25 protein-coding genes are annotated in these 21,961 nt (G+C 45.5%); 2 read left to right on the forward strand and 23 right to left on the reverse strand.

Annotated elements, in window-relative coordinates; genetic code table 11:
- Positions 1-68: 68 nt before the first annotated feature.
- From spoIVA to G4D54_10520, 20 genes are all read right to left on the reverse strand, one after another.
- Positions 69-1,547 carry a stage IV sporulation protein A gene (gene spoIVA / locus G4D54_10425; GenBank protein QJA02826.1) on the reverse strand — a complete coding sequence of 493 codons (1,479 nt, stop codon included), beginning with the start codon at positions 1,545-1,547 and terminating at the stop codon, positions 69-71.
- A 93-nt stretch (positions 1,548-1,640) separates the two neighbouring features.
- Positions 1,641-1,823, reverse strand: a complete 183-nt coding sequence (locus tag G4D54_10430; GenBank protein ID QJA02827.1) for a (2Fe-2S)-binding protein — start codon at positions 1,821-1,823, stop codon at positions 1,641-1,643.
- A 157-nt stretch (positions 1,824-1,980) separates the two neighbouring features.
- On the reverse strand, positions 1,981-3,573 hold the full coding sequence (locus G4D54_10435) for a peptide chain release factor 3 (GenBank protein ID QJA02828.1): 1,593 nt from the start codon (positions 3,571-3,573) through the stop codon (positions 1,981-1,983).
- 176 nt (positions 3,574-3,749) lie between these two features.
- Complete coding sequence (locus G4D54_10440; GenBank protein ID QJA02829.1) at positions 3,750-4,751, reverse strand: NAD(P)H-dependent glycerol-3-phosphate dehydrogenase; 1,002 nt, start codon at positions 4,749-4,751, stop codon at positions 3,750-3,752.
- Between the two features lie 2 nt (positions 4,752-4,753).
- Positions 4,754-6,064, reverse strand: coding sequence for a ribosome biogenesis GTPase Der (locus G4D54_10445; protein QJA02830.1), 1,311 nt, complete (start codon positions 6,062-6,064; stop codon positions 4,754-4,756).
- A gap of 35 nt (positions 6,065-6,099) precedes the next feature.
- Positions 6,100-6,756: a (d)CMP kinase gene (locus tag G4D54_10450; protein ID QJA02831.1), complete on the reverse strand. Its 657-nt coding sequence runs from the start codon at positions 6,754-6,756 to the stop codon at positions 6,100-6,102.
- A gap of 2 nt (positions 6,757-6,758) precedes the next feature.
- Positions 6,759-7,733 (reverse strand): hypothetical protein, encoded by a 975-nt coding sequence (locus G4D54_10455; protein ID QJA02832.1) that lies wholly within the window; start codon positions 7,731-7,733, stop codon positions 6,759-6,761.
- A 122-nt stretch (positions 7,734-7,855) separates the two neighbouring features.
- The gene (efp, locus tag G4D54_10460; protein QJA02833.1) at positions 7,856-8,419 is read right to left on the reverse strand and encodes an elongation factor P; all 564 of its coding nucleotides are present in this window, start codon (positions 8,417-8,419) and stop codon (positions 7,856-7,858) included.
- A 96-nt stretch (positions 8,420-8,515) separates the two neighbouring features.
- Positions 8,516-8,845, reverse strand: coding sequence for a hypothetical protein (locus tag G4D54_10465; protein QJA02834.1), 330 nt, complete (start codon positions 8,843-8,845; stop codon positions 8,516-8,518).
- A 28-nt stretch (positions 8,846-8,873) separates the two neighbouring features.
- Positions 8,874-9,347, reverse strand: coding sequence for a hypothetical protein (locus G4D54_10470; protein ID QJA02835.1), 474 nt, complete (start codon positions 9,345-9,347; stop codon positions 8,874-8,876).
- The gene (locus tag G4D54_10475) at positions 9,292-9,711 is read right to left on the reverse strand and encodes a type II secretion system protein (protein ID QJA02836.1); all 420 of its coding nucleotides are present in this window, start codon (positions 9,709-9,711) and stop codon (positions 9,292-9,294) included. The genes G4D54_10470 and G4D54_10475 overlap by 56 nt, the downstream gene beginning before the upstream one ends.
- Positions 9,674-9,838 (reverse strand): hypothetical protein, encoded by a 165-nt coding sequence (locus G4D54_10480; protein ID QJA02837.1) that lies wholly within the window; start codon positions 9,836-9,838, stop codon positions 9,674-9,676. Before G4D54_10480 ends, G4D54_10475 begins: the two co-directional genes overlap by 38 nt.
- The gene (locus tag G4D54_10485; GenBank protein ID QJA02838.1) at positions 9,828-10,235 is read right to left on the reverse strand and encodes a prepilin-type N-terminal cleavage/methylation domain-containing protein; all 408 of its coding nucleotides are present in this window, start codon (positions 10,233-10,235) and stop codon (positions 9,828-9,830) included. Before G4D54_10485 ends, G4D54_10480 begins: the two co-directional genes overlap by 11 nt.
- Positions 10,201-10,500 carry a prepilin-type N-terminal cleavage/methylation domain-containing protein gene (locus tag G4D54_10490; protein QJA02839.1) on the reverse strand — a complete coding sequence of 100 codons (300 nt, stop codon included), beginning with the start codon at positions 10,498-10,500 and terminating at the stop codon, positions 10,201-10,203. The genes G4D54_10485 and G4D54_10490 overlap by 35 nt, the downstream gene beginning before the upstream one ends.
- A 22-nt stretch (positions 10,501-10,522) precedes the next feature.
- Positions 10,523-11,476: a type II secretion protein F gene (locus tag G4D54_10495; GenBank protein ID QJA05186.1), complete on the reverse strand. Its 954-nt coding sequence runs from the start codon at positions 11,474-11,476 to the stop codon at positions 10,523-10,525.
- Positions 11,469-12,461 carry a Flp pilus assembly complex ATPase component TadA gene (gene tadA / locus G4D54_10500; protein QJA02840.1) on the reverse strand — a complete coding sequence of 331 codons (993 nt, stop codon included), beginning with the start codon at positions 12,459-12,461 and terminating at the stop codon, positions 11,469-11,471. Before tadA ends, G4D54_10495 begins: the two co-directional genes overlap by 8 nt.
- A 116-nt stretch (positions 12,462-12,577) precedes the next feature.
- On the reverse strand, positions 12,578-13,042 hold the full coding sequence (locus tag G4D54_10505) for a GNAT family N-acetyltransferase (GenBank protein QJA02841.1): 465 nt from the start codon (positions 13,040-13,042) through the stop codon (positions 12,578-12,580).
- A gap of 2 nt (positions 13,043-13,044) precedes the next feature.
- Positions 13,045-13,656: an MBL fold metallo-hydrolase gene (locus G4D54_10510; protein ID QJA02842.1), complete on the reverse strand. Its 612-nt coding sequence runs from the start codon at positions 13,654-13,656 to the stop codon at positions 13,045-13,047.
- Positions 13,657-13,694: 38 nt separating this feature from the next.
- On the reverse strand, positions 13,695-13,844 hold the full coding sequence (gene rpmG, locus G4D54_10515) for a 50S ribosomal protein L33 (GenBank protein ID QJA02843.1): 150 nt from the start codon (positions 13,842-13,844) through the stop codon (positions 13,695-13,697).
- Between the two features lie 53 nt (positions 13,845-13,897).
- On the reverse strand, positions 13,898-15,970 hold the full coding sequence (locus G4D54_10520; protein ID QJA02844.1) for a penicillin-binding protein 2: 2,073 nt from the start codon (positions 15,968-15,970) through the stop codon (positions 13,898-13,900).
- 142 nt (positions 15,971-16,112) lie between these two features.
- Between G4D54_10520 and ispG the strand changes: the two genes are divergently transcribed.
- Together ispG and G4D54_10530 are read left to right on the forward strand one after the other, a co-directional pair.
- Entirely contained in the window at positions 16,113-17,177 is a 1,065-nt protein-coding gene (gene ispG / locus G4D54_10525; protein ID QJA02845.1) for a flavodoxin-dependent (E)-4-hydroxy-3-methylbut-2-enyl-diphosphate synthase, read from the forward strand.
- 248 nt (positions 17,178-17,425) lie between these two features.
- Positions 17,426-18,868, forward strand: coding sequence for a transposase (locus tag G4D54_10530; GenBank protein ID QJA02846.1), 1,443 nt, complete (start codon positions 17,426-17,428; stop codon positions 18,866-18,868).
- A gap of 281 nt (positions 18,869-19,149) precedes the next feature.
- Here the strand turns inward: G4D54_10530 and G4D54_10535 are convergent, their stop codons facing one another.
- The 3 genes from G4D54_10535 to G4D54_10545 are packed head-to-tail and all read right to left on the reverse strand — an operon-like array spanning position 19,150 to position 21,924.
- A complete protein-coding gene (locus tag G4D54_10535) occupies positions 19,150-19,680 on the reverse strand; it encodes a GNAT family N-acetyltransferase (GenBank protein QJA02847.1) in 531 nt (176 codons plus the stop codon).
- Position 19,681: 1 nt separating this feature from the next.
- Complete coding sequence (locus G4D54_10540) at positions 19,682-20,563, reverse strand: deoxyribonuclease IV (GenBank protein ID QJA02848.1); 882 nt, start codon at positions 20,561-20,563, stop codon at positions 19,682-19,684.
- A complete protein-coding gene (locus G4D54_10545) occupies positions 20,560-21,924 on the reverse strand; it encodes a DEAD/DEAH box helicase (protein QJA02849.1) in 1,365 nt (454 codons plus the stop codon). The genes G4D54_10540 and G4D54_10545 overlap by 4 nt, the downstream gene beginning before the upstream one ends.
- Positions 21,925-21,961: the final 37 nt, after the last annotated feature.

Genomic DNA, 21,961 nt, shown 5'->3' on the forward strand with positions numbered 1-21,961 from the left:
AACATTTTTCTCAAAAAAGATGGTTTTAAAATCCCCATTATTTCTGCGGTTTTCAAATGCCGTTATTTCTAGAGAACGATGGCGATGACATTGCCTTTTCCCTTATTTACAAGTTTTGTAAGAATGTCCTGCAATCTTGCTCTGGCTGCTTCCGGTATCATGGAAAGCTTGGCATTGAGACCGTCACGGATCAGATCCGACAGCTTGCGTCCGAAGATATCGCTGTCCCAGATGCTCTGATCATCATTTCCATCATCCCGCAGCAGATAACGAATCAGCTCTTCACTTTGCTCCTTACTGCCGATAATCGGCTCAAAGGTGCTTTCCACATCCACCTTGATCATATGAATGCTTGGGGCGATTGCCTTCAGCTTCACACCATAGCGGCTGCCCTGCTTCACAACCTCCGGCTTGCTGAGCTGAATATCCTGCAATGAGGCACTCGCAAAGCCGTATCCGGTCTGCTTGACCATTTTCAATGCACTTTCAACTGCATCATATTCCCGCTTCGCCTTGCTGTAATCCTGCATGAGAGATATCAGCTCCGCCTTATCCTTTATCTCGTGACCGATGATTTCCTTCAGTATTTCATTATACAGCCCAGGCTTTACAGTGATGTCCACATTGACAATCCCCTGCCCTGTATCAATGGTGGCAAGATTGCTGCCGTCGATATACTCATTTTCATTTAACACATCGGTGATATTTTCAACCTCGCGAAGACGGTCCACGCTGGACATGCTTTCCTGAATCGTATCATGGAAGCTTTTCTTCAGCCAGTGATCATCGCTCAGTACTGCAATCCACTGCGGCATGTTGATATTGATCTCCGATACCGGGAATTCATACAGAGCCTCCCGAAGGATATCATGAACATCCTCTTCACTCATATGGTTTACTGCAATTGCAAGTACCGGTACCTCATATTTTTCCTTAAGCTTGTCCACGACAGCCTTGCAGGCCGGAGAATGCACATCCGCACTGTTGACAACGACAATAAACGGCTTACCAATCGACTTGAGTTCATCAATGACCTCTGCCTCAGCTTCGATATAGGCTTCTCTTGACAAATCGGAAATCGTACCATCCGTCGTCACAACAATGCCGATTGTGGAATGATCCTGAATAACCTTCTGTGTACCGGTCTTGGCAGCCTCGTTGAATGGTACCGGTTCATCATTCCAGGGGGTACGTACCATACGGATTCCATCCTCATCCTTATAACCCTTTGCTTCCGGTATAACATAGCCTACACAGTCCACCAAACGGACATTCACGGTAAATCCGTCATCAAATTCGATTGTTGCGGCATTATTCGGCACAAATTTCGGTTCGGTGGTCATAATCGTTTTACCGACTCCTGCCTGCGGCAGTTCGTCAATCATGCGTGATTTCTCAAATTCATCACTGACATATGGAATGACTGCTTTTTCCATAAACTCCTTGATGAAGGTTGATTTGCCGACGCGTACAGGACCCACGATCCCTAAGTATATATCGCCACCGCATCTTTGTGCTATATTCTTTAAAATCTCTGTGGTATTCATTGTTTGTCCTCCCTTAGTCATTCTAAACTTATGATGAATTGAGGTACTTTATGACTAAACAGACAAAAGAAGAAAAAGAAAAACAGATGGATTTCACCTGTTTCTCAGTAATTGCTCAACAACGCTTTCCAGGACATCATTGCAGGCACCGCAGACAGTTCCTGCTCCGGTAGCATCCTGCACCTCCTGGAAGCTGGAAGCACCTGCCTCAATTGCCGTTTTGATATCACGAACAGAGACACTCATGCAGGTACATACAATATCTTCATCATGCATATAGCTCACACCTCACTGTCTACTAGGATACCCGTTTTCGAAAAAGACATACAGCATTCCCTGAAAAAGGAACTTCCACAAAAAAAGGAAGAGCCAAAGTCATCGATTTCGGCAATCCTCCTGTTAGGTAAATGCTTGCTGATTATGTATATTGTAATTACTCGGCAGTACCCACATCACTCAGTGTCAGACCCTTGTTTTGTTCCAACGCCCACTTGATGCCCCAATTATTCATGAAAATAATCAGATTTCTCCCCTTTAAATCACGTACACGCTTGGAATCACTGGTAAGATTCAGCGTATTCGGATCCAATGCCTGATCATCGATCCAGCGAACGCACTGGAACGGCAGAATTTCGAGCTTGATATCGACATTGTATTCACTTTTTAAGCGCTGTTCCAGCACCTCAAACTGCAGCACGCCGACACCGCCGACGATGATTTCCTCCATTCCGATATTGATTTCCTGAAATACCTGAATGGCACCTTCCTGTGCAATCTGCGTAATTCCCTTTGTAAACTGCTTCCTCTTCATGGTATCCTTTTGCGTAACACGGGCAAAATGCTCCGGAGCAAAGGTTGGAATCTTTTTAAATTCAAACTTCATGGAGGGATCGCACAGCGTGTCTCCGATGGAGAAAATACCCGGATCAAACACACCGATCACATCCCCTGCATATGCCTCTTCGACAATTTCACGATCCTGTGCCATAAACTGCTGCGGCTGTGAAAGCTTGATTTTACGGTTTTGCTGCATATGCATAACCTCCATTCCCTTTTCAAATCGTCCGGAACAGATACGCATAAAGGCAATACGGTCACGATGTGCCTTATTCATGTTTGCCTGAATCTTAAAGACAAAGGCAGAAAAGCGCTCATCCATGGGATTGATTTCTCCCTGTGTGGATTCTCTAGGCAGCGGAGAGGTTGTCATATCCAGAAAATGGGAAAGAAACGGTTCCACACCGAAATTCGTCAGTGCACTACCAAAGAATACCGGTGTCAGCTCTCCCTTTGAAATAAGCTCCTGATCAAATTCAGTGCTGGCGATATCCAGCAGCTCACTCTCCTCACGCAGCTGCTCGAAGAAATGATCGCCCAGTACGCCACGGAAGGTTTCATCCTCCAGCGTACCTTCGCTTACCTCCGCAGCCTTCTGTCCGTGATCGCCTCCATGAAAGGCGATGATACGGTGATGATCACGTTCATAAACGCCTTTGAATTCTTTTCCGGAACCGATTGGCCAGTTCATGGCATAGGTGGCGATTCCCAGTTCAATCTCGATATGCTCCAGCAGCTCAAACGGATTCATGGCAGCACGGTCCATTTTGTTGATAAAGGTAAATACCGGTATCTTTCGCAGCAGACATACCTTGAACAGCTTCTTCGTCTGTGCCTCGACACCCTTGGATGCATCGATCACCATAACGGCAGAATCGGCAGCCATCAGGGTACGATAGGTATCCTCCGAGAAATCCTGATGTCCCGGGGTATCCAGAATGTTGATACAGAAATCATTATATTCAAACTGCAGCACAGAGCTTGTGACGGAAATACCTCTTTGCTTTTCGATTTCCATCCAGTCACTGACCGCATGCTTGTTCGCTTTTTTTCCCTTTACACTTCCGGCAGAAAGAATCGCCCCGCCATACAGCAGCAGCTTCTCCGTCAGCGTTGTTTTTCCGGCATCCGGATGGGATATGATGGCGAAGGTTCTCCGCCTTTGTATTTCATTGACATAATTCGTCATACAGCTTCCTCCTATAGTTCTATGTGAAACGATATTCTCGTATTTTTTCGTTTAAAGCAGTTCTCATCTACATGGTGATTCCTCCAGTTCGGTTAGATGACTAGCGTTTTTTATTATAGCATATTCCCACGCTTAAAATCCATAAAACTAAAAAAAATGACGCTGTTTCAGCATCATTATTTCATTTCATGCTTCAAATCACGCAGCATCAAATCCCTTGCGGACTGCTGTGGTTTCTTGTCCTCATACAAAACCCGGTAAATTTCTTCCACAATCGGCATATCGATCTGCTTCTGCTTTGCTACCTCATAAACAACCTTGGCAGTACGTACACCCTCTACGGTCTTGGTGTTGTTCTCCCAGAAATAGCGGGCGCTGTTATGCGTTCCGATTTCATAGCCTGCCTGAAAATTCCGGGAATGTACACTGGTACACGTAACAATCAGATCACCGATACCGGTCAGTCCCATAAAGGTTTCGGCTCTGCCACCCAGAGCGACGCCATAGCGGATCATTTCCGCAAGTCCACGCGTAATCAGGGCAGCCTTGGTATTATCACCATAGCCAACACCACTCAGCACACCGCTGGCAACTGCGATGGCATTTTTCAATGCAACGCCGATTTCACTTCCAACCTCGTCATCTCCGCGGTAAACACGCAGATATTCGTTCGAGAACAGCTCCTGTACGGAACAGGCATCCTCTTCACATAAGGATACGGCACAAATCGTTGTCAGCATGCGCAGGACAACCTCCTCTGCATGGCTGGGGCCGATCAACGATACGACGCTTTTCAGTTTATCCTTCGGCATAAAGCGACGAATGACATTGGACATGCGCTCATTTGTCTGCGGATGAAATCCCTTGGAGGTATTTACGACAATTACCGGCTTTTCAACAAGCGCTCCGATTTTTATACACAGCTCTTCCACAGCGATGGTCGGAACGGATAACACAAGAAGATCCGCATCGCGAACAACGTTGAGGTCGCATGTTGCCTTCAGGCTTTCATGCAGTGTCACATCCGGGAAAAACCGGGTATTTTGATGCCGCAGATTGATATCGTCTATTTCCTTGGGATTCTTTCCCCATAATACAACCTCTCTTGCGTTGTCAACAAGCACCTGTGCAAGTGCTGTCCCCCAGCTTCCGCTTCCGATCACAACTGTCTTCAACATGATCACCTGTTTCTTTCTCTGGCTAATATTCTTAGTGTGGTTCCGGTAAATCCGAACGCCTCCCGCAGTCTGTTTTCCAGATATCGCTTATAGCTGAAATGCAGCAGCTCCGGATCATTGACAAACAGCACAAAGGTCGGTGGAGCCACGGATACCTGAGATGCATAGTAAATCTTCAGACGCTGTCCCTTGTGCGTTGGCGGCGGCGTCATCAGCTGCGCATCCATAATGACCTCATTCAATACATTGGTCTGAATCCGCAGTACGGAATAATCATGAACCTCGTCAATGACCGGCAGAATCGTGTGAATCCGCTGCTTTTTCAATGCGGATACAAACAGGATCGGTGCATAGGATAAATACAGAAACTGTGCACGGATCTCCTTTTCAATGGTATGCATGGTCTGCTCATCCTTCTCTACGGCATCCCATTTATTGTATACGATAACAACACCCTTACCTGCCTCATGGGCATATCCGGCAACGTGCTTGTCCTGATCCCGGATACCTTTTTCTCCATCGATGACTACAAGTACGACATCACTTCGTTCAATGGCACTCATGGCACGCAAAACAGAATATTTTTCAATATTCTCATAGACCTTGCCGCGCTTTCGGATTCCGGCTGTGTCAATGACAACATATTCCTTGCCTTCCCGTTTGAATGGTGTATCTATGGCATCTCTGGTAGTGCCCTCGATATTGGAAACAATGACACGCTCCTGGTTTAAAATCGAATTGACAAGGGAGCTTTTCCCCACGTTTGGACGACCGATAACACAGAATTTCGTCATGCCGTCATATTCGTTTTTCTCTTTTTCCGGTAAAGCGTGGATAACTGCATCCAGTACATCACCGATACCGATACCATGCGCACCGGATACTGCCAGCGGATCCCCGAGCCCCAGACTGTAGAATTCATAGATTGCATCATTCTGTGCAAAATCATCCACCTTGTTGACGGCCAGAATGACCGGCTTTTTTGTTTTATGCAGCAGTCTTGCGACATATTCATCATCATGGGTCAGACCATCCTTGCCGCTTACGACAAATACAATGCAGTCTGCCTCATCAATAGCGATTTCCACCTGCATATTGATTTCCGTCTGAAAATCCTGATTTGCAAGCTGAATACCTCCGGTATCAATTACCCGGAATTCTCTGGTCAGCCATTCCGCTTTTCCATAGATACGATCCCGGGTTACTCCCGGTGTATCCTCCACAATACTTTTACGTTCACCGATAATTCGGTTAAAAATCGTTGATTTACCGACATTCGGACGACCAACGATGGCTACAATTCCATTTATCATATGTTGACTTCAGCTTGCGCTGAATGCACCTCCTATCATGAAAGGGTAGGAATATTCCTGCGTATTTCTTCAACAACCTCTGTAATCGTCATATTTGACGTATCTATTTCGATTGCATCCTCCGCCTTACGCAGCGGCGAGGTTTTACGGTTCATGTCCTGATAATCCCGCTGTTCGATATCACGGTAGATTTCATCATAATCCGCTTCCACATGCTTTTCCAGATATTCCTTATATCTGCGATCTGCCCTTGCCTTGACACTGGCAACCATGTAGATTTTCAGCTCTGCATCCGGTAAAACAACCGTACCGATGTCGCGTCCATCCATAATGAACCCCTTATCTCGTGCCATCTGCTGCTGCAACGCCACCAGACGCTCTCTTACCTTAGGATGTGCAGAAATGCTGCTGGTAAGCATGGATATTTCATTTTCGCGAATCTGCTTGGATACATCCTCGTTATTGAGATAGACATTTCCTGCCGGATCAAAGCTGATCTTCATTTCATCCAGCATGGCTGCCAGAGCAGCTTCATCGTTTGGATCGATACCGCGCTTTTTAGAAGCAAGCGCCGTACAGCGATACATCGCTCCGGTATCCAGATGTGAATAGCCCAGCTCCTTTGCCAGTATTTTGGCAATGGTGCTTTTACCTGCCGCACTCGGCCCGTCGATAGCGATATTTATTTTCATCTTTAAATTCCTCCAGCCTTCCATAAAGAATAAGCGATAAAGCCGATGATCACCAGCAATACCAGTATCAGAAAGCACAATACAAAATTCAACAGCTTATTGGTCTTCTCCACACCGTCGGAAAGGTCGGTCAGCTCATCCTCATATTCATCCATCTGTACACGCAGCTGCTGTGTTTCCTCCAGCAGCTTTTTATGCAGCACCGCCTGCTGCGGCGCATCCTTTTCCACAGGTATCTCATCTTCATCCTTAAAAGCATCCTCCATCATAGCTGGCTGAATGATTTTTTTAGCAGGACGCTGCGGACGCTGCTCCGGCTGCGGAGCATATTCCTCGACAGCTTCCACAGCTGCTGGCTGTGGCTGAAAGGATTCCACAACAGGGGCTTCCTCCAACACCGGCTCCTCATATTCGACAGCTTCAGCTTCTGCACGATAAGCTGGAGTTTCTACAGGCTCCTTTGTAAAGCGCATATCCGATTCCGGCAAGGGGGCTTCCTCCTCCTTTAACAGATTTTGTACCTGCAGGGCGATATCATCCCGGCTCAACACGGTTTTCTTTGGCTCCTCCGGCTGCGGTTCATCCTGTATTTCCTGTATGTAATGGGATCTTTTTGCACGGTTTGCCGCATTCAGCTGATACAGAATATCAGCCTGTGTGTTATCGCTCTCTCTGGTACCCTTGCGAATATTATATTCTCTTACTTCCTTAATGAAATCATCCAGATATTCATTGGTAAAGGTATCATCTACCGGCGGCTGCTCCAGCGGCTCCTCTTTCTTTTCCCGAACCGGAGTATATTCCCCATCCTCTTTGATATCCACCTTTTTGAAGATAGATGAATCGAATTTCTTTAGGGTTTCCTCCTGCTCCAGCGCACCGTTTTCCTCTGTGTGCAGAGTTTTATCTATATTATTATCAGTTTCAATGGATTTTCTCAATTCCGCATATTTTTTTACTCTTGATAGCTTTTCCATCCGATTACCTCCCAATCTAACAATCATTATAACAAAAATAAAGGTTCTTGGATACGTATATTCCTTAAGAAATCATACTTTTTGAAAACGATTTGCAAAAGAAAAGCTGCATGGGCAGCTTTTTAGTCTTTTGCTCTTCCGGAATATTTTCCATCAGACGTGTTTACCAGCACCATTTCATCCTGATTGATGAACAGCGGCACCTTGATTTCCAGTCCGGATTCCAATGTGGCATTCTTGCTTGCGGAAGTAGCTGTATCACCCTTGACAGCAGGCTCGCATTCCACGATCTGCAGTGCCACCTTATCCGGCAGAATCACACCGAGAATTTCACTTTCAAACATGGAAATATTAACGTTGTCATTCGGCTTCATGAAGTTCATTTCCCATTTCAGACGATCCTTAGGAATCTCAATCTGCTCATAGGTTTCATTATCCATGAACACCAGTGCATCATCTGTATCGTACAAATACTGCATCTCTTTCTTTTCAATGTGTGCAGGTGTGATTTTATCTCCACCGCCCCATGATAATTCTACATTTGATCCCGTTCTCAGGTTTCTGACTTTCGCCTTTACCACCATTGCGGAACGAGCTGTTTTATTCTGACTCTGTTCCAGCACAACGAAGATTTCTCCATCCTGCTGAATTGTCATACCAGGTTTTAAATCATTGGAACTGATCATAATACATTCACCTTTCCTTTATATTTTCTTATGTCCTATTCTATTTTATAGGATTTGACGCATTTGTCAAATTTTTTATGAAAAAAGTCTGATTTTTCACATCAGACTTTTAAAACGGATACTGTCCGCATACAGCATAAAGGCTATAAATGTTGTAAGATACAAATACCAGAAGGTTGTAACATCAAACAGCTCCTGCCGCCATTCAAAATAGCCAAGAAACAGCAGGACGATCACCAGCGTCAGCAAAAAGTCCTTTCCTTCCAGCGCCTTACAGTTTGCCTCGCGATAAAACAGCCTGCCAAACAGCAGCAGCACAGCATACAGCGGAACCAGCATATAGGCTGTTTCATTCATAATCAGCAGCAGATTTCCAAGTCCTGCAAATGCCAGAAACAACAGTGTGCTCAACCCGATCGTCAGCATGTAAACCACCTCCTTGTTAGTGTGGTTCTCACTGCTGTAAATATACAACGTCCTGTATGGTACCATCTGTACGATCAAAGAATATCTGCATATGCACGGTATTGCTTTTTTGCGTATAGGTCACAGCGATATGCTCCTCCTCTTTTGTGAAATGAAAGTATGTGTTTCGAAACAGCACCTCCCATTCCTTCGGCTGCTCTTCCTTCTGCGGTTCCTCTCCTGTCTCGCTCTCTTCACCTTTTCTTTCTTTCATATCAGCTTCCGCATCAGCATCCGGCTTTAGAGTCTCCTGCAGATACCTGCGGCAGCTGTGAATTGCAAACAGGTCATAGGACTCCTGTAATCCACGTACGGCTGCATAGGCTGCAGCGCGCTGTACAAGCAGGGTGACAAAGCAGAGGAAAATCAATAGCAGCAGCATGGCATACAGACTGATAAAGCCCTGTTCATTCACACGTAAGCAGTGCTTCTTCACGCTTTTCTTTCCGAACCCATGTGACATAATAGCATTCCTTTCTCTTTTGAAACTGCAGCGCATCCACATCCTGCAGAAAAATTTCATAGCCGCTTCTGCGCACCAGACGCCTGCGGTCATATTCCAGTGTCTGCTTCTTTTTTTGATAAATGAAGGAAAGGGTGTTCTCCTGTAAAGACAGCCTGCTGCTTTGTGCAAGCAGGAAGCGAAGCTGATACATGGCGATGCGGTCTTCACTGTAGTAGACAGGCTCCTGCAGCCTTTGCAATACGGATACCACCGGCATCAGCAAAACACAGCTGACTGCAACACAGCTGAAGGCTACCAGCATTTCCACCAGGGTGAAGCCGCCGTTATTTCTGATAGGCTTCTTCCACTGCATCATTGTCATACCCCTTTCCTGTATCATGCATCGTATGTGTCATTCCCGCACACTGCAGGCAGAGCAGTGCCAGAATGCCCAGAATCATCAAAAGAAACAATGCCTCCATCAAAACGACGCCACGCTTATCGAACATCCATGCGTCCGCTTCCCAGCTGTGCCACAAGCTGAACAGTGGAGGAGGCACTGCGGCAGTTCAGCGTGAAGGCCTTTGAAATCGTTCCCTGTGCGGTATAGTGAAAGCTCATGGACGAACAGCTGGTGGACGACTGCAAAGAATAGATCTCACGATTACAATATACCTTACTGCCCTGAATCTTTATAGGGATGCTTTTGTGTTCTCTTATCGCCTGTGCCTGAGCCTTCGTACAGATTTCACGTATCTGCTGCACATCCATACGCAGCAGGATGCGCTGCTGCCGCTTCAGCAGCGGTGTCACAAGCAGTAGCACAGAGAGCAGAAGCAAAACAAGCAGCATTTCCACCAGGGTGAACCCGCTATCGCACGGCGGCCTGTCCATTGCTGATTTCAATGGTGTCTCCATTCGGGCATCGGCGCTGTGTATCCTTTAAATATCCCTTACTGATTAAATCGGACATACTTTTCGGCGGACTCAGATTCTCCACCTCATACAAAAGAATCTGTGCATTGGCAACCTCAATTAGTGCCTCACAGCCCTTGCTGCGTATGATTTTTTCCTTCTGCTGAATGTTGGGCAGCGTCAGCAGAAATACGAGTGCGATAATGGATAATACGATCATCATTTCCAGAATGGTAAAGCCTTTGTTATTTTTCATAAGTTCAATTCCTTTCCAATTTCTACATCTGTTCCAGCATTGTAAGCGGGATCAGCATAATCTGGTATACAAGCAAAACCACAACACCCACAAAGCTGTATGCAATGCACTGCACGGTGACTGCCGTACGCTTCAGCAGCCGCTCCCATGTACGTTCCTGCTGCTGCAGCCCTGTCTGCAGCATACTGCACAAAGAACCGGTAGAGCTGCCAATGCGAAACGACTGCTTGAAGATATCGTTCAGCAGCACCTCACGCTCAATCACACAGAGGATATCCTCACCATTTTGCAGGCCGTTCATCAAATGCTTATGTAATTCACAAAACAGGGAGCCTTTTCGAATTTGCTCCAGATACTGCAGGGCGGTTCGTGTCGGTATACCCTGCTTCAGCAGTTCAACCATGTAGCCGGCGAACAGATAGGATTCCACATGGGATACCAGCTTGCACAGGCGCGTGCTTCTTAAAACCAATGCATTCCGTATGGCAGGCTTATTTCTCAGATACAATGCACCAGCCAGTAAACACAGTGCACAAACACCAATTAACCTGCAGCCTCCCTGCAGAAGACTCACACCGAGCAGCAGCCCTTGAAAGTCCTCCCCCTGATCAAAGCTTTGCAGCATTTGCGGAATGATGGCAGTGCTGAATACCAGCAGCATCACATAGGCAAACACAAAGATAGAAACCGGATAAGCCGTTTTCTTTAAAAGACGGGATAGCAGATTCCGTTCAAAGTTATACAGCTGCAGGGAGCTGTCGATAGCCCGGCTCAGGGAGGTGATTTTCAGGAAGAAGGAAAGATGCTCAAAAAAGCGCCCTGTTCCCTGTGTTATCAAAATTTCCTCGATGCTGTGTCCCAGCTCCAGTTCTTCTCTGATTCTTGTGGTATCCTTGTCCAGCAGCTGTAAAGCCTCCAGATAGGGATAGCCGTTCTGCAGCAGATCATGCAGATAGCGCCATTCCTCATTACGCATATGGAAGGTCGATGACGGCTTCCTCCTGTGCAACAATTCCTTTTGAAACAGCAAGCTGAATCTCCTGAAAAATATCACGATGCTGCTGAGGCAGCTGTTCCTCACGGAAGTAAGCATCCAGCTCATTTTGTTCCAGTATTTCATATATACACACCCTTTCCTGCGTTCCCTTTTTCTTGTACAGACGCTGTGCACAAACAGCACTCAGTGTATGATACAGTTCCTCCCTGCGCAAGCCGAATTCAAGCAGACGCTTGATTGCCTCACTGCAGCATTTGGCATGAATCGTTGTAAATATCAGATGTCCGCTTAATGCGCATCGAAGCAGCATACGTGCCGTGGATGGATCACGTATTTCTCCAATCATGATGACATCCGGATCATGACGCAAAAGCTCCTTGATTCCTTCATCATAGGTAAAGCCGCCTGCCTCATTGATCTGCAGCTGCAAATAGCTGTCATCAAAGATTTCAATAGGGTCCTCCAGCGATACGACATGCAGTCTGTTCTCTTGAGCAATCCGCTTCAATATCGCGTGCAGGGTTGTCGTTTTCCCGCTGCCGGTGGGACCGCTCAATACGATGAGTCCGCTTCTTGTTTTCGTCCAGTTCAGAAAGCTGGCTGTCTGCTTGCTGTCTAAGCTCAGATCTTCCAGTGATATTTCTTTGTGGTTGTTCAGCACGCGCAGTACCGCTGTCTGTTTTTCAAGCGTCGGCAGCAGGGAGAAGCGAAAATACAGAAGCTCCTGACGAAACTCATACTGAAAATTTCCGCTTTGCGGCTGCAGAGTGTTTCCTAAATCCAGATTACTGATGTACTTCAGATAACAGAACAAGCCCTCATCAAATGCAGCGTTCTGAACAGTTTCCAGACCATTCCATCCGCGTACCTGTACATGCAGCCTGTGCTGCATCAATGTGAAGTGTACATCGGTAGCCCGCTTGCGTTCCACCATGTGCAGCAGCTGTTCAAATTTTTCCTTCATACTCTCACCTTCTTTCTATTTACATACTTCTATACGTTTCAAAATGGCAAAACTCCTAAATTATTCTGAAAAAAGGTAAAAAAAAACGAGAATTATCCCGTTTTCTTAAAAATGTATCATTTTAAATTCTTTTTCATGGTTTTAACCGCCGTCATATAGCCATGCTTTTCATAAAGCCTCTGAGCACTCCGGTTTTCCTGCAATACGTTTAGCTCCACATATTCCAGATGCCGTTCTCTGGCCCAGTGCTCCACCTCAAGCAGCAGGCGGTTACCGATACCAAGACCTCTGGCTTCCCGGCTGACCACCAGATCCATCAGCGTGGCATATGCATGCGGAATCACAAAGGAATCCGCCGGTGTCAGCTGCTTCATCACCAGTGCCAAACCGAAAATACAGGAATTTTCCACAGCCAGCAGGATGTCGCAATCCTCCAGCCGGATCATCGTTTTTAAAAACTCCTCATCCTGCATACCCCGACAATAGCTGAAGGGCTGCAGTCTTGCCATGTCTGCATATAGAACCTCATACAGCCTCAGAATTTCCCGTATATGAGACTGCGTCGCCGTAATGATTGTCATAATCAGAACTGCAGATATGGGTTATAGCGAAATTCCATATCCAGCGTCGTATCCGGTCCGTGCCCCGGGTACACCTTCAGCTTTGAAGGCAGTGTTTCCCGTATCATCCGAAGCGTCTGCATCATTTTGGTATTGCTGCCGGTCGGTAAGTCCGTACGTCCGATGCTCCCCTGAAAGATGACATCTCCACAGATCAGATTATCATCCCACAGCAGCATGGTACTTCCCTCACTGTGTCCGGGGGCGTCGATTGCCTGAAGCGTAAAGGCACCGATGCTGTTTTTACCCGGCTTCAGCTTTGTTACCGGACTGTTCACAACAACAGGAGCCTGATAGGAGAAGTTCAGCATCGGGTCCTGCAGCATCGCCATATCCAGCTCATTGATATAAACAGGACAGTGATATTTCTTAACAAGCGCATCCACACCGGCAATATGATCAAAGTGTCCATGTGTCAGCACAATCGCATCCACAACACCATTTTGTGAATCAATCGTTTCCTGCAGCTTGTGAGATTTGCTTCCGGGATCAACAATCAGTACATGATTCTCTTCCCACAACAGGTAGGTATTTACCTGCACCATACCCAAAACAAAAGTATCCATCTTTTTCATGTCAGTCACCGAATAAAAAAGACCGTAGTCGGCCCTTCTTATTTTTTCTCCTTATGTAAAGTTTTCTTGTTACAACGTGGGCAATATTTCTGAATTTGCATACGTTCTGGATTTTTACGTTTATTACGTGTCCCGATGTAGTTTTCTTCGCCACATTCTGAACATTTGAACGTGATTCTATCTCTCATGTTGTCCCTCCTCGTACTTGCTTGAAAATTATATCATACTCTTTACAAAAAAGCTAATACTTTTTGAAAAACTCTTTTAAAACTTCCGGCATGATATTGTAGGCGCACAGGTTTCCGGCAACGCTTTGATCATTTGTTGCAGATTCCGGTACGGAACAGGCAAATGCCACCTTGGCTTCCTTATCATATGGCGCATAGCCGACAAGAGAAGCGTTGGTATAATCTCCTACCTCGGCAGTACCGGTTTTTGCAGCTACCTGTACATCCAATGCCTTGATAGGGTCGATTGCATGCTCTCCTGCAACCACCTCGCGAAAGCCCATCTGGATCGTTTCCAAATCCTCCTTGCTTCCCGGCAAAGCTGACAACACCTGTGTTTTATTTTCATATACTGTATAATCTGTATTTACTTCCGTTGCCGTATTAACCAGCTTCGGCTGTACCTTTTTACCGCCATTGGCGATGGTTGCCGCATACTGCACAAGCTGAATCGGCGTATAGTTATCATACTGCCCGATGGAATAATCTAGTAATAATCCAGGATTCATAGTATTCCCTGTAAAGCCTTGTGCTTCATTTGGGACATCCAATCCTGTTTTTGTACCAAGACCAAACATAGAATAATAATTCCGCATCAGCTTGAAGGTTTTCTGCGCCATTTCATTTGTGATGCCCAGTGGCTGATTATATACATAATTACCGCCAGCTAATTTTATAACAGACTTAAACATATAAACGTTACTGGATACCGCTAATGCACGAATCGAATTCACCGTACCATATGTGTTGAACGATTGCTTAAATGGAGTTCCCGCTATTTTCATTTGTTCATCCTGCTCGGTACTGTAGCGTGTCTGAATTCCCTGATCCAGCATCATATACACCGTAGCGCCCTTCACAACGGAACCGGACGCAAAGGCATCCAAATACGCACCACTGGAATAGTTCTGAATTTTCCCATCCTCATCCAAATATTTACCGCTCATCGCATAAATTTCACCGGTCTGAGGATTCATGAGGACAACGATCGCTTTCTTGAATTTTTCACGACCTGCTGTGCCTGCATACTTCTTTAATGTATCCTCCAGAATGTCATCAACCTTCTTCTGCAGCTCCACATCGATGGTAAGATGCAAATCATAACCATTCTTGCCGCTGCTTGTTTCATTCATAATGGCTGTACCATCGGAATCATACGATATCTCACTGACTCTCGGTGTGCCGCTCAGTAAATCCTCATACTGCTTTTCCAGACCGCTTTGCCCGACACGATCCGTCAGCGAATACCCCATCGCTTCGTAATAGGAGCGCAGCTCGGAGGGTACACCCTGCTTGGAGGTCGTAATACTTCCCAGCACATCACGCAGCGTATCCTTATATGGATATTCCCGCTTCCAGGAGCCTAGATTCACATCAAAGCCCCGGTATTTGTCTTTATTTTCCATCAGCTTTGCGACACTATCACTGTCCACATCCTCCAGAATCACCTTATTCTGATTGTTGGGCAGCTTGCGCATAGACAGGTAAACTGAAAAAGCATCCTTTATATCATCATCCGCCAGCTCATCCACCATTTTCATCGTGATCCGGCTTCTGATTTTCTTTTCCTGTTCCTCTGCTGTCAGTGTTTCCTTCTCCTGTTCAGACAACAGGTTCTTCCCGGAGTCCTTATTTCCTTTTTCATCCTTATGTAAAAACATATACAAATCCTGATAATCCGAATTTGTCATACCCTTGTGATCTACCTTAAAATCCTTGGCAAAGGTTTGTGCCAGCTCCCATTGTTCCTCACTTGTTGTATCCTTGGGAGGAAAGTAGACAATATTATGAGAGGAAACGGTCTTTGCAATGACCTTTCCGTTTCGATCCACCATCTCCCCGCGCGCCGTACTGTCCGTCTGCTTTTGCGATGAGTAATTTTCCAGCTTCGCTGCATAGTCCTCCTGATTTCTTATCTGCAGGAAAACCAGCCGTACAGAAACAACGGCAAAAATCAGACAAATGATAATACCGAAAATAAAGATGCGCCTGTTTACGATTTTAAAATAATCGTTCTGCGTCTTCAGAACATCAGAGCTTCTGCTTAATTTTTTTTGATCAAGATCTCGAAAAGGATTTCGTATCATGCGCACACCTCCTGCCCATTAGTATACCATAAACAAAATAGTGATTCCATACATTTGAAAATTTGTAAGATTTTCGTAATGGGGCAGCGGATTGCTTTTCGCAAGCGACTTCTGCTATAATGAAGACATGAGGTGAAACGACATGAAAAGAACGGAAACAAGAAGTATTCAGGTACGAGATATAACGATCGGCGGACAGAATAAAGTAGTTATTCAGTCCATGTGCAATACACGAACAAGTGACATAGAGGCCACAATGGCACAGATTTTACAGCTGGAACAGGTTGGCTGTGAGCTGGTGCGCATGGCGATTATAGATGAAGCGGATGCAGCTGCCATCACTGAAATCAGGAAGCGTACACATATCCCGCTTGTTGCGGATATTCATTATGACTATCGACTGGCCATCGCTGCGGTAAAGGCCGGCATTGATAAGATACGTCTGAATCCGGGAAATATCGGCAGCAAAGAAAATGTGAAGGCGGTTGTGGCGGTATGTAAGGAATACCATATACCGATTCGCATCGGCATTAACAGCGGTTCTCTGGAAAAGGACATTCATGAAAAGTATGGCAGACCTACCGCTGAGGGCATGATGGAAAGCGCACAGCGCCATGTGCAGATTCTGGAGGAGCTGGACTTCCATGACATCTGCCTGTCTTTTAAATCCAGTGATCCACTGCTTTGTATCGATGCCTACCGCATGGCATCCACAGCCTTCCCCTATCCGCTGCATCTGGGTGTAACGGAAGCGGGCACCTTCATCGGCAGTGCAATCAAAAGCAGCATGGCACTGGGAACATTATTAAATGAGGGTATCGGTGATACGATTCGCATCAGTGTCAACGGGGATCCGGTGAATGAAATAACAATCGTCAAGCAGCTGTTAAAATGCTGCGGTTTATTGAAAAACACGCCGAATTTGATTGCCTGCCCGACCTGTGGCAGAACAGCGTGGGATATGCAGCCGGTTGTAAATGAAATGGAAGCCTTTCTGCAGACCATAAACTGTGATGTAAATGTGGCGATTATGGGCTGTGCAGTAAATGGACCAGGAGAGGCGAAGCATGCGGATATCGCGATTGCCGGCGGCTGCAACGAGGGCTTGCTCATCAAAAAGGGAGAGATTATTGAAAAGCTGCCGCAGGAACAGATGGTGGCACGGCTGAAGGAAGAGATTCTGGCATTTGAAAAAGAACACAGCTGATATAAACCCACGGCATCAGTTCATGGCAATATCAATCTATACACCCCTTGCTTAGAAAGTAAAAGAATTCACTGCTACCAATCATAACGGTAACACTGAATTCTTTTTTATGCATCCTAAAACATATAATACAACAATTTCATTTCCCTTCGCAAAGAGAAACTTCCTTTTATCTGTGATTCGGACAAAATAGTATTTAGTAAAAACGAAGATAGAGGTATAGTATAAGTGAAGAGGTGGTGATGTATATGCTAGTGAAAAAAGATAAAGAGAAAGCACTCCAGCTTCTGAAAGATGGAAAAATCATTGATCTTCTTCCATATGTTCCCCAGTTGGCCGATGAAATCGCTGTAAACGCTGAAAAGCAGCATAAATTTATATCTGCTTTTGATGATTCCTTTCCTAATCATAATGCTCATCATGATGCTATGCCTCCTAGTGTTTTTCTCACTCTTGGCACGATTGCCAGACTCAAAAATTTTCAATCCATGGCTTCTTTTCCTCTTGCCACTACAAATCCCTTTCTGCTGGAATGTCTTAATTTTGCTGTCCGTACCGGTAAAGAAGGGCTTTTCAACGAAAAAAACGTCAGAATGTTTTCTAAAAAATATAGTAAAGATTCCTTCGTTGACCATACAAATGATTTTCTCATCCGCCTTTTCAACAATACTACATTCAGAAATATGCATAATTTCAGTTATGACTGCTCTGAGATCCCTGTCTGCCTCAAGAATGACAGATATGAAAATTCAACCGTCATAACTGGCAAGAAAGGTGAGAAAATCAGAGGATATAAACTTGGCATTCTGCGTGGGCAGCTTCCACATGACTGTGGTTATCCATGTCTTATCACCTTTGGCTCACTAAAAACACATGACCTTATTCTCTCAAAAGAGGCACTGATCAGCAACGCATGGCTGAAACCAGGAGATAATCTGAATGTGGACAGAGGTTTCCTTGACCATTTCCTGCTCAGAGCAATGAACGAAAAGGGAGTATCTGTTACTGTGCCAGCAAAAAAGAATATGGAAATCTATAAGGAGGCTGTAGCTATAGCTGTAAAAGAAAATAACTGGAATGTACATCCGAATCCCAAAAGGAGGCATCAGAAGATCCAACTTGTCAAAGATCTAGCACCATTTTATCAGGGAGAAGCAGCCAGGGAACATGGATTCAGCAAAGAAATGAAGATCAATGCAGCAGTTATACGGATTGATGTGAAAAAAGATAAGAAAACTGAAACCGATGATATGATGGTATCAAAAGACAAACATTACGCTTATGCAGTCATACTGTGTACAGACAGCAGACTTACTGCAAGAGAAATCATTCAAAATTACCAGACGAGATGGGGATGCGAGGAGGATTATCGCCAGTTGAAAGAATTCTGGAAACTGAATGCTTTCACAACGACAAGATATGAGGGAATCCTGTTAGAAATGATCTGCTGTATCATAGCATATGCATTGTGTGAACTGTTCAAAGAGACACCCAAAGGTGCAAAATACAGAAATCACTGCCTGATGAGATACATAGAGCCAGAGAAGCAGTGTTTCAAAATGTCAGAAATTGGCTGTACTTTGGTAGTACCTCAATATTATGCAGTATTACAGATGAAAGAAGTGATGAAGTTGTACAGGGAGTGTGATGAGCGTACATGTAGATTGTTAGACAAAAAGATGGATGGCTAAAAAAAACGACACAAAAAAACAGGGGTCTTTCTGCGCTTTCATGAATAAAAAATCAGTCTTCACGTCTGGATTTATAAGAAATTCTGATATGTTGACTGATTTTTATTTTATAACCTTCTATTTCCCCTCTTTATCATAGCCTACTTTTACTTTAGTCCGAATTACAGTTCCTTTTATGATATGTGTATTTGAAAGGAATGTAGCCTGAAAGTGTATTGAAAAGATGTACCTTTGCTATTGGGGTTTGTCCTATTCCTTTGCATTCTTGAACGGCCAATCAATTACAGATAACAGCCCATTTCAATGCGGACATTTTTTCTTTGTATATCCTGATTGCTTGCAACACTCAAATCACAGCCCAGAAACACGAAGCCGCTGCGCAGGTAGCATTGTATGGCAGGATCATTACAGGATTGCGTTTCCAGCAGAACGCAGCGGATATCACGCTGCATTGCCAGCTGTCTGGCATGCTCCAGCAAACGGGTAGCGCAGCCTCTTCCCCGATAGGCTGGCTCTATAAACAGATTGGTGATCCGCAATCTCTGCGTCCAATTCTCCATGCAGATTTCTAAAAGACCGGCAATCTGTCCATCCACACATACGCCATACAGCTCCGGCTGCTTTAGCCATTCACTGCCCCAAACATCATCAAAGCCGCAGGACAGCGGTTTTGGTAAAGCCGTGCGCTGAAACATTACGCCAAAGCAAGCTGCGTCCTGACTGACGACTGCTTCATAAACATATGATGTCGTGTATTGAACCTTTATGGCTTTGCCACGATATGCGGCAATATCCAGTTCACATATTTCCATATCAGATGTCTCCCTTGATTTTCTCCATAATCTGTTCATCAAACACACCGCTTCTCAGCATGGCGATTTCCTGACGGTATGGCGGATGATTCTCAACATACGGTGTTTCCAAGATCTTTACAACATCCTTTACACGTTCATTATGTACAATGGCATTCAGCTTTTCAAAACCAATTTCGCCAAAGCCGATATTCGCATGCCGGTCCTTACGTGCTCCCTGTACATTTTTGGAATCATTGATATGCATACAGGCCAGACGTTCCAGACCGATAACAGCGTCAAATTCATCCAGCACCTTGTCAAAGTCGGACAGATCATAGCCGGCATCATGAATATGACAGGTATCCAGACAGACACGCAGACGATCACCGTATTTTGCATGATCCATCAGATAACGGATATGCGCAAAGCTATAACCGATTTCACTGCCCTTGCCGGCCATTGTTTCAATGGAAATCTGAACATCCTGTACATCCTGCATTGCCAGATCCAGACCCTCAACGATTTTCTTGAGACCTTCTTCTTCTCCGGCCTTCACATGACTTCCGGGATGCAGCACCAGAACCGTTGCATGCAGCGCCTGTACGCGAGCTATTTCCTTTTGTAAAAACTCCACGCCCAGCGCAAAGGTCTCTTCCCGTACACAGTTTGCCAGATTGATGATATAGGGAGCATGCACAATCATACTGCCTTCGTCAATCCCATGCTCCTTCATCAGGCTGTGTGCTTCCTCTATTTTCAGTTCGTGCATTGCTTTGCGTCGTGTATTCTGCGGTGCACCGGTATACAGCATAAACGCATTGGCGCCATAGTTGATCGCTTCTTTTACCGATCCCAGCACATAATCCGGCGCAGACATGGAAACATGACAGCCCAGCTTCATTCCTGTCCACCCCGTTTCTCCATGACCCTTTGCTTTGCACGTTCCTTTTTCTGCCGCTGAATATCCTCCTGAATCATTTGGCGGCGTGCCTTACGCTTCAGCTTTTCCACTTCCTGCTTCCGTTTCACCTTATAGCCCGGCTTCACCTTTTTCTTCTTTTTGGAAACGATTTTGGAAATTTCCTTTTCCAGCGGATCATCCTTTTTGACCTTTTTGCGATGCAGCGGCTCCAGCTCACTCCAGGTGCCGTTTTTCAGATTGCGATGCTTGAAGCCGACTCCCTTAACCTCCAGGGAGCGGATCATGGCATCATCCTGCTTTTTATACAGGGCATAGCAGATACCGTCCCGACCGGCACGTCCGGTACGTCCGCTTCGATGAATATAGTAATCCAGCTCCTTTGGAAATCCCAATGAAATCACATGAGAAATCCCTTCAATATCAATACCGCGCGCAGCGATATCCGTCGCTACCACATAGGACTTCTGTATATTTACCAAATCCTTCATCGCCTTTGTTCGCTCTCGCGGTGTCAAATCCCCGTGCAGCTCGATAATACCGTATCCGGCATCCCGCATCATCCCGGCAACACTTGCGGCCTGCGTTCTCGTGTTAGCGAAAATCAGACATACATATGGTGTAAAGGTCGCTAACAGCTCCATCAGCTTTTCTTCATAGCTCTTTTCCTGACACGGTATCAGCACATGCTCGATTTTCGGATGAAAATCACTCTGCTCCTGAATATGCACCGTACTTGGATTATCCATATATTTCTTTAAAAACTGCTGCAATGCAACCGGAATCGTTGCTGAAAAGCTCATCATCTGTAAATTCTTTTTCATTTTTCCGGCAATGGCATCCACATCCTCCAGAAAGCCAAACTCCAGTGTCATATCCGCTTCATCGACAACCATGATATCAGCGGTATCCACACGCAGGGTCTGTTCCTGTAAAAACAGGTCCTTGATACGTCCCGGTGTTCCCACGACGATATGCGGCTGTACCTTCAGCTGTTCGTTCATTCTGGATTTTTCCATACCGCCGGTAATCAGACGGATGCGAAGCTTCGGGTCTGCTTCACTCATTTTTTCACAGCGATTATAAATCTGTAAGGCAAGCTCTCTGGTCGGTGCCGTTATAACTGCCTGAATCACAGACAGACTGCTGTCCACCCTCTCCATAATCGGAATCAGAAAGGAATGTGTTTTTCCGGTACCCGTATCGGAAATACCAATGATGTTTCTTCCCTTGCATGCCAGCGGGATCACCGCCTGCTGAATCGGTGTAGGCTCTTTGAAGCCTTCCAGGTTTATAAATGTTTTCGTGGCCTCACGAAAGTTGTAATCCGTATATTTGCTCATAAATACCTCCTTATACAAATAAGCAGCTTCTTTATTA

This window comes from [Clostridium] innocuum (genome assembly GCA_012317185.1).
Lineage (GTDB): Bacteria > Bacillota_I > Bacilli_A > Erysipelotrichales > Erysipelotrichaceae > Clostridium_AQ > Clostridium_AQ innocuum.

What these genes read in the sequence shown, in the direction of transcription:
- spoIVA (QJA02826.1), bottom strand. Translation starts at nt 1,547, where the DNA reads ATGAATACCACAGAGATTTTAAAGAATATAGCACAAAGATGCGGTGGC.
- G4D54_10430 (QJA02827.1), bottom strand. Translation starts at nt 1,823, where the DNA reads ATGCATGATGAAGATATTGTATGTACCTGCATGAGTGTCTCTGTTCGT.
- G4D54_10435 (QJA02828.1), bottom strand. Translation starts at nt 3,573, where the DNA reads ATGACGAATTATGTCAATGAAATACAAAGGCGGAGAACCTTCGCCATC.
- G4D54_10440 (QJA02829.1), bottom strand. Translation starts at nt 4,751, where the DNA reads ATGTTGAAGACAGTTGTGATCGGAAGCGGAAGCTGGGGGACAGCACTT.
- G4D54_10445 (QJA02830.1), bottom strand. Translation starts at nt 6,064, where the DNA reads ATGATAAATGGAATTGTAGCCATCGTTGGTCGTCCGAATGTCGGTAAA.
- G4D54_10450 (QJA02831.1), bottom strand. Translation starts at nt 6,756, where the DNA reads ATGAAAATAAATATCGCTATCGACGGGCCGAGTGCGGCAGGTAAAAGC.
- G4D54_10455 (QJA02832.1), bottom strand. Translation starts at nt 7,733, where the DNA reads ATGGAAAAGCTATCAAGAGTAAAAAAATATGCGGAATTGAGAAAATCC.
- efp (QJA02833.1), bottom strand. Translation starts at nt 8,419, where the DNA reads ATGATCAGTTCCAATGATTTAAAACCTGGTATGACAATTCAGCAGGAT.
- G4D54_10465 (QJA02834.1), bottom strand. Translation starts at nt 8,845, where the DNA reads ATGCTGACGATCGGGTTGAGCACACTGTTGTTTCTGGCATTTGCAGGA.
- G4D54_10470 (QJA02835.1), bottom strand. Translation starts at nt 9,347, where the DNA reads ATGTCACATGGGTTCGGAAAGAAAAGCGTGAAGAAGCACTGCTTACGT.
- G4D54_10475 (QJA02836.1), bottom strand. Translation starts at nt 9,711, where the DNA reads ATGACAATGATGCAGTGGAAGAAGCCTATCAGAAATAACGGCGGCTTC.
- G4D54_10480 (QJA02837.1), bottom strand. Translation starts at nt 9,838, where the DNA reads ATGTTCGATAAGCGTGGCGTCGTTTTGATGGAGGCATTGTTTCTTTTG.
- G4D54_10490 (QJA02839.1), bottom strand. Translation starts at nt 10,500, where the DNA reads ATGAAAAATAACAAAGGCTTTACCATTCTGGAAATGATGATCGTATTA.
- G4D54_10495 (QJA05186.1), bottom strand. Translation starts at nt 11,476, where the DNA reads ATGCGTAATGAGGAATGGCGCTATCTGCATGATCTGCTGCAGAACGGC.
- tadA (QJA02840.1), bottom strand. Translation starts at nt 12,461, where the DNA reads ATGAAGGAAAAATTTGAACAGCTGCTGCACATGGTGGAACGCAAGCGG.
- G4D54_10505 (QJA02841.1), bottom strand. Translation starts at nt 13,042, where the DNA reads ATGACAATCATTACGGCGACGCAGTCTCATATACGGGAAATTCTGAGG.
- G4D54_10510 (QJA02842.1), bottom strand. Translation starts at nt 13,656, where the DNA reads ATGAAAAAGATGGATACTTTTGTTTTGGGTATGGTGCAGGTAAATACC.
- rpmG (QJA02843.1), bottom strand. Translation starts at nt 13,844, where the DNA reads ATGAGAGATAGAATCACGTTCAAATGTTCAGAATGTGGCGAAGAAAAC.
- G4D54_10520 (QJA02844.1), bottom strand. Translation starts at nt 15,970, where the DNA reads ATGATACGAAATCCTTTTCGAGATCTTGATCAAAAAAAATTAAGCAGA.
- ispG (QJA02845.1), top strand. Translation starts at nt 16,113, where the DNA reads ATGAAAAGAACGGAAACAAGAAGTATTCAGGTACGAGATATAACGATC.
- G4D54_10530 (QJA02846.1), top strand. Translation starts at nt 17,426, where the DNA reads ATGCTAGTGAAAAAAGATAAAGAGAAAGCACTCCAGCTTCTGAAAGAT.
- G4D54_10535 (QJA02847.1), bottom strand. Translation starts at nt 19,680, where the DNA reads ATGGAAATATGTGAACTGGATATTGCCGCATATCGTGGCAAAGCCATA.
- G4D54_10540 (QJA02848.1), bottom strand. Translation starts at nt 20,563, where the DNA reads ATGAAGCTGGGCTGTCATGTTTCCATGTCTGCGCCGGATTATGTGCTG.
- G4D54_10545 (QJA02849.1), bottom strand. Translation starts at nt 21,924, where the DNA reads ATGAGCAAATATACGGATTACAACTTTCGTGAGGCCACGAAAACATTT.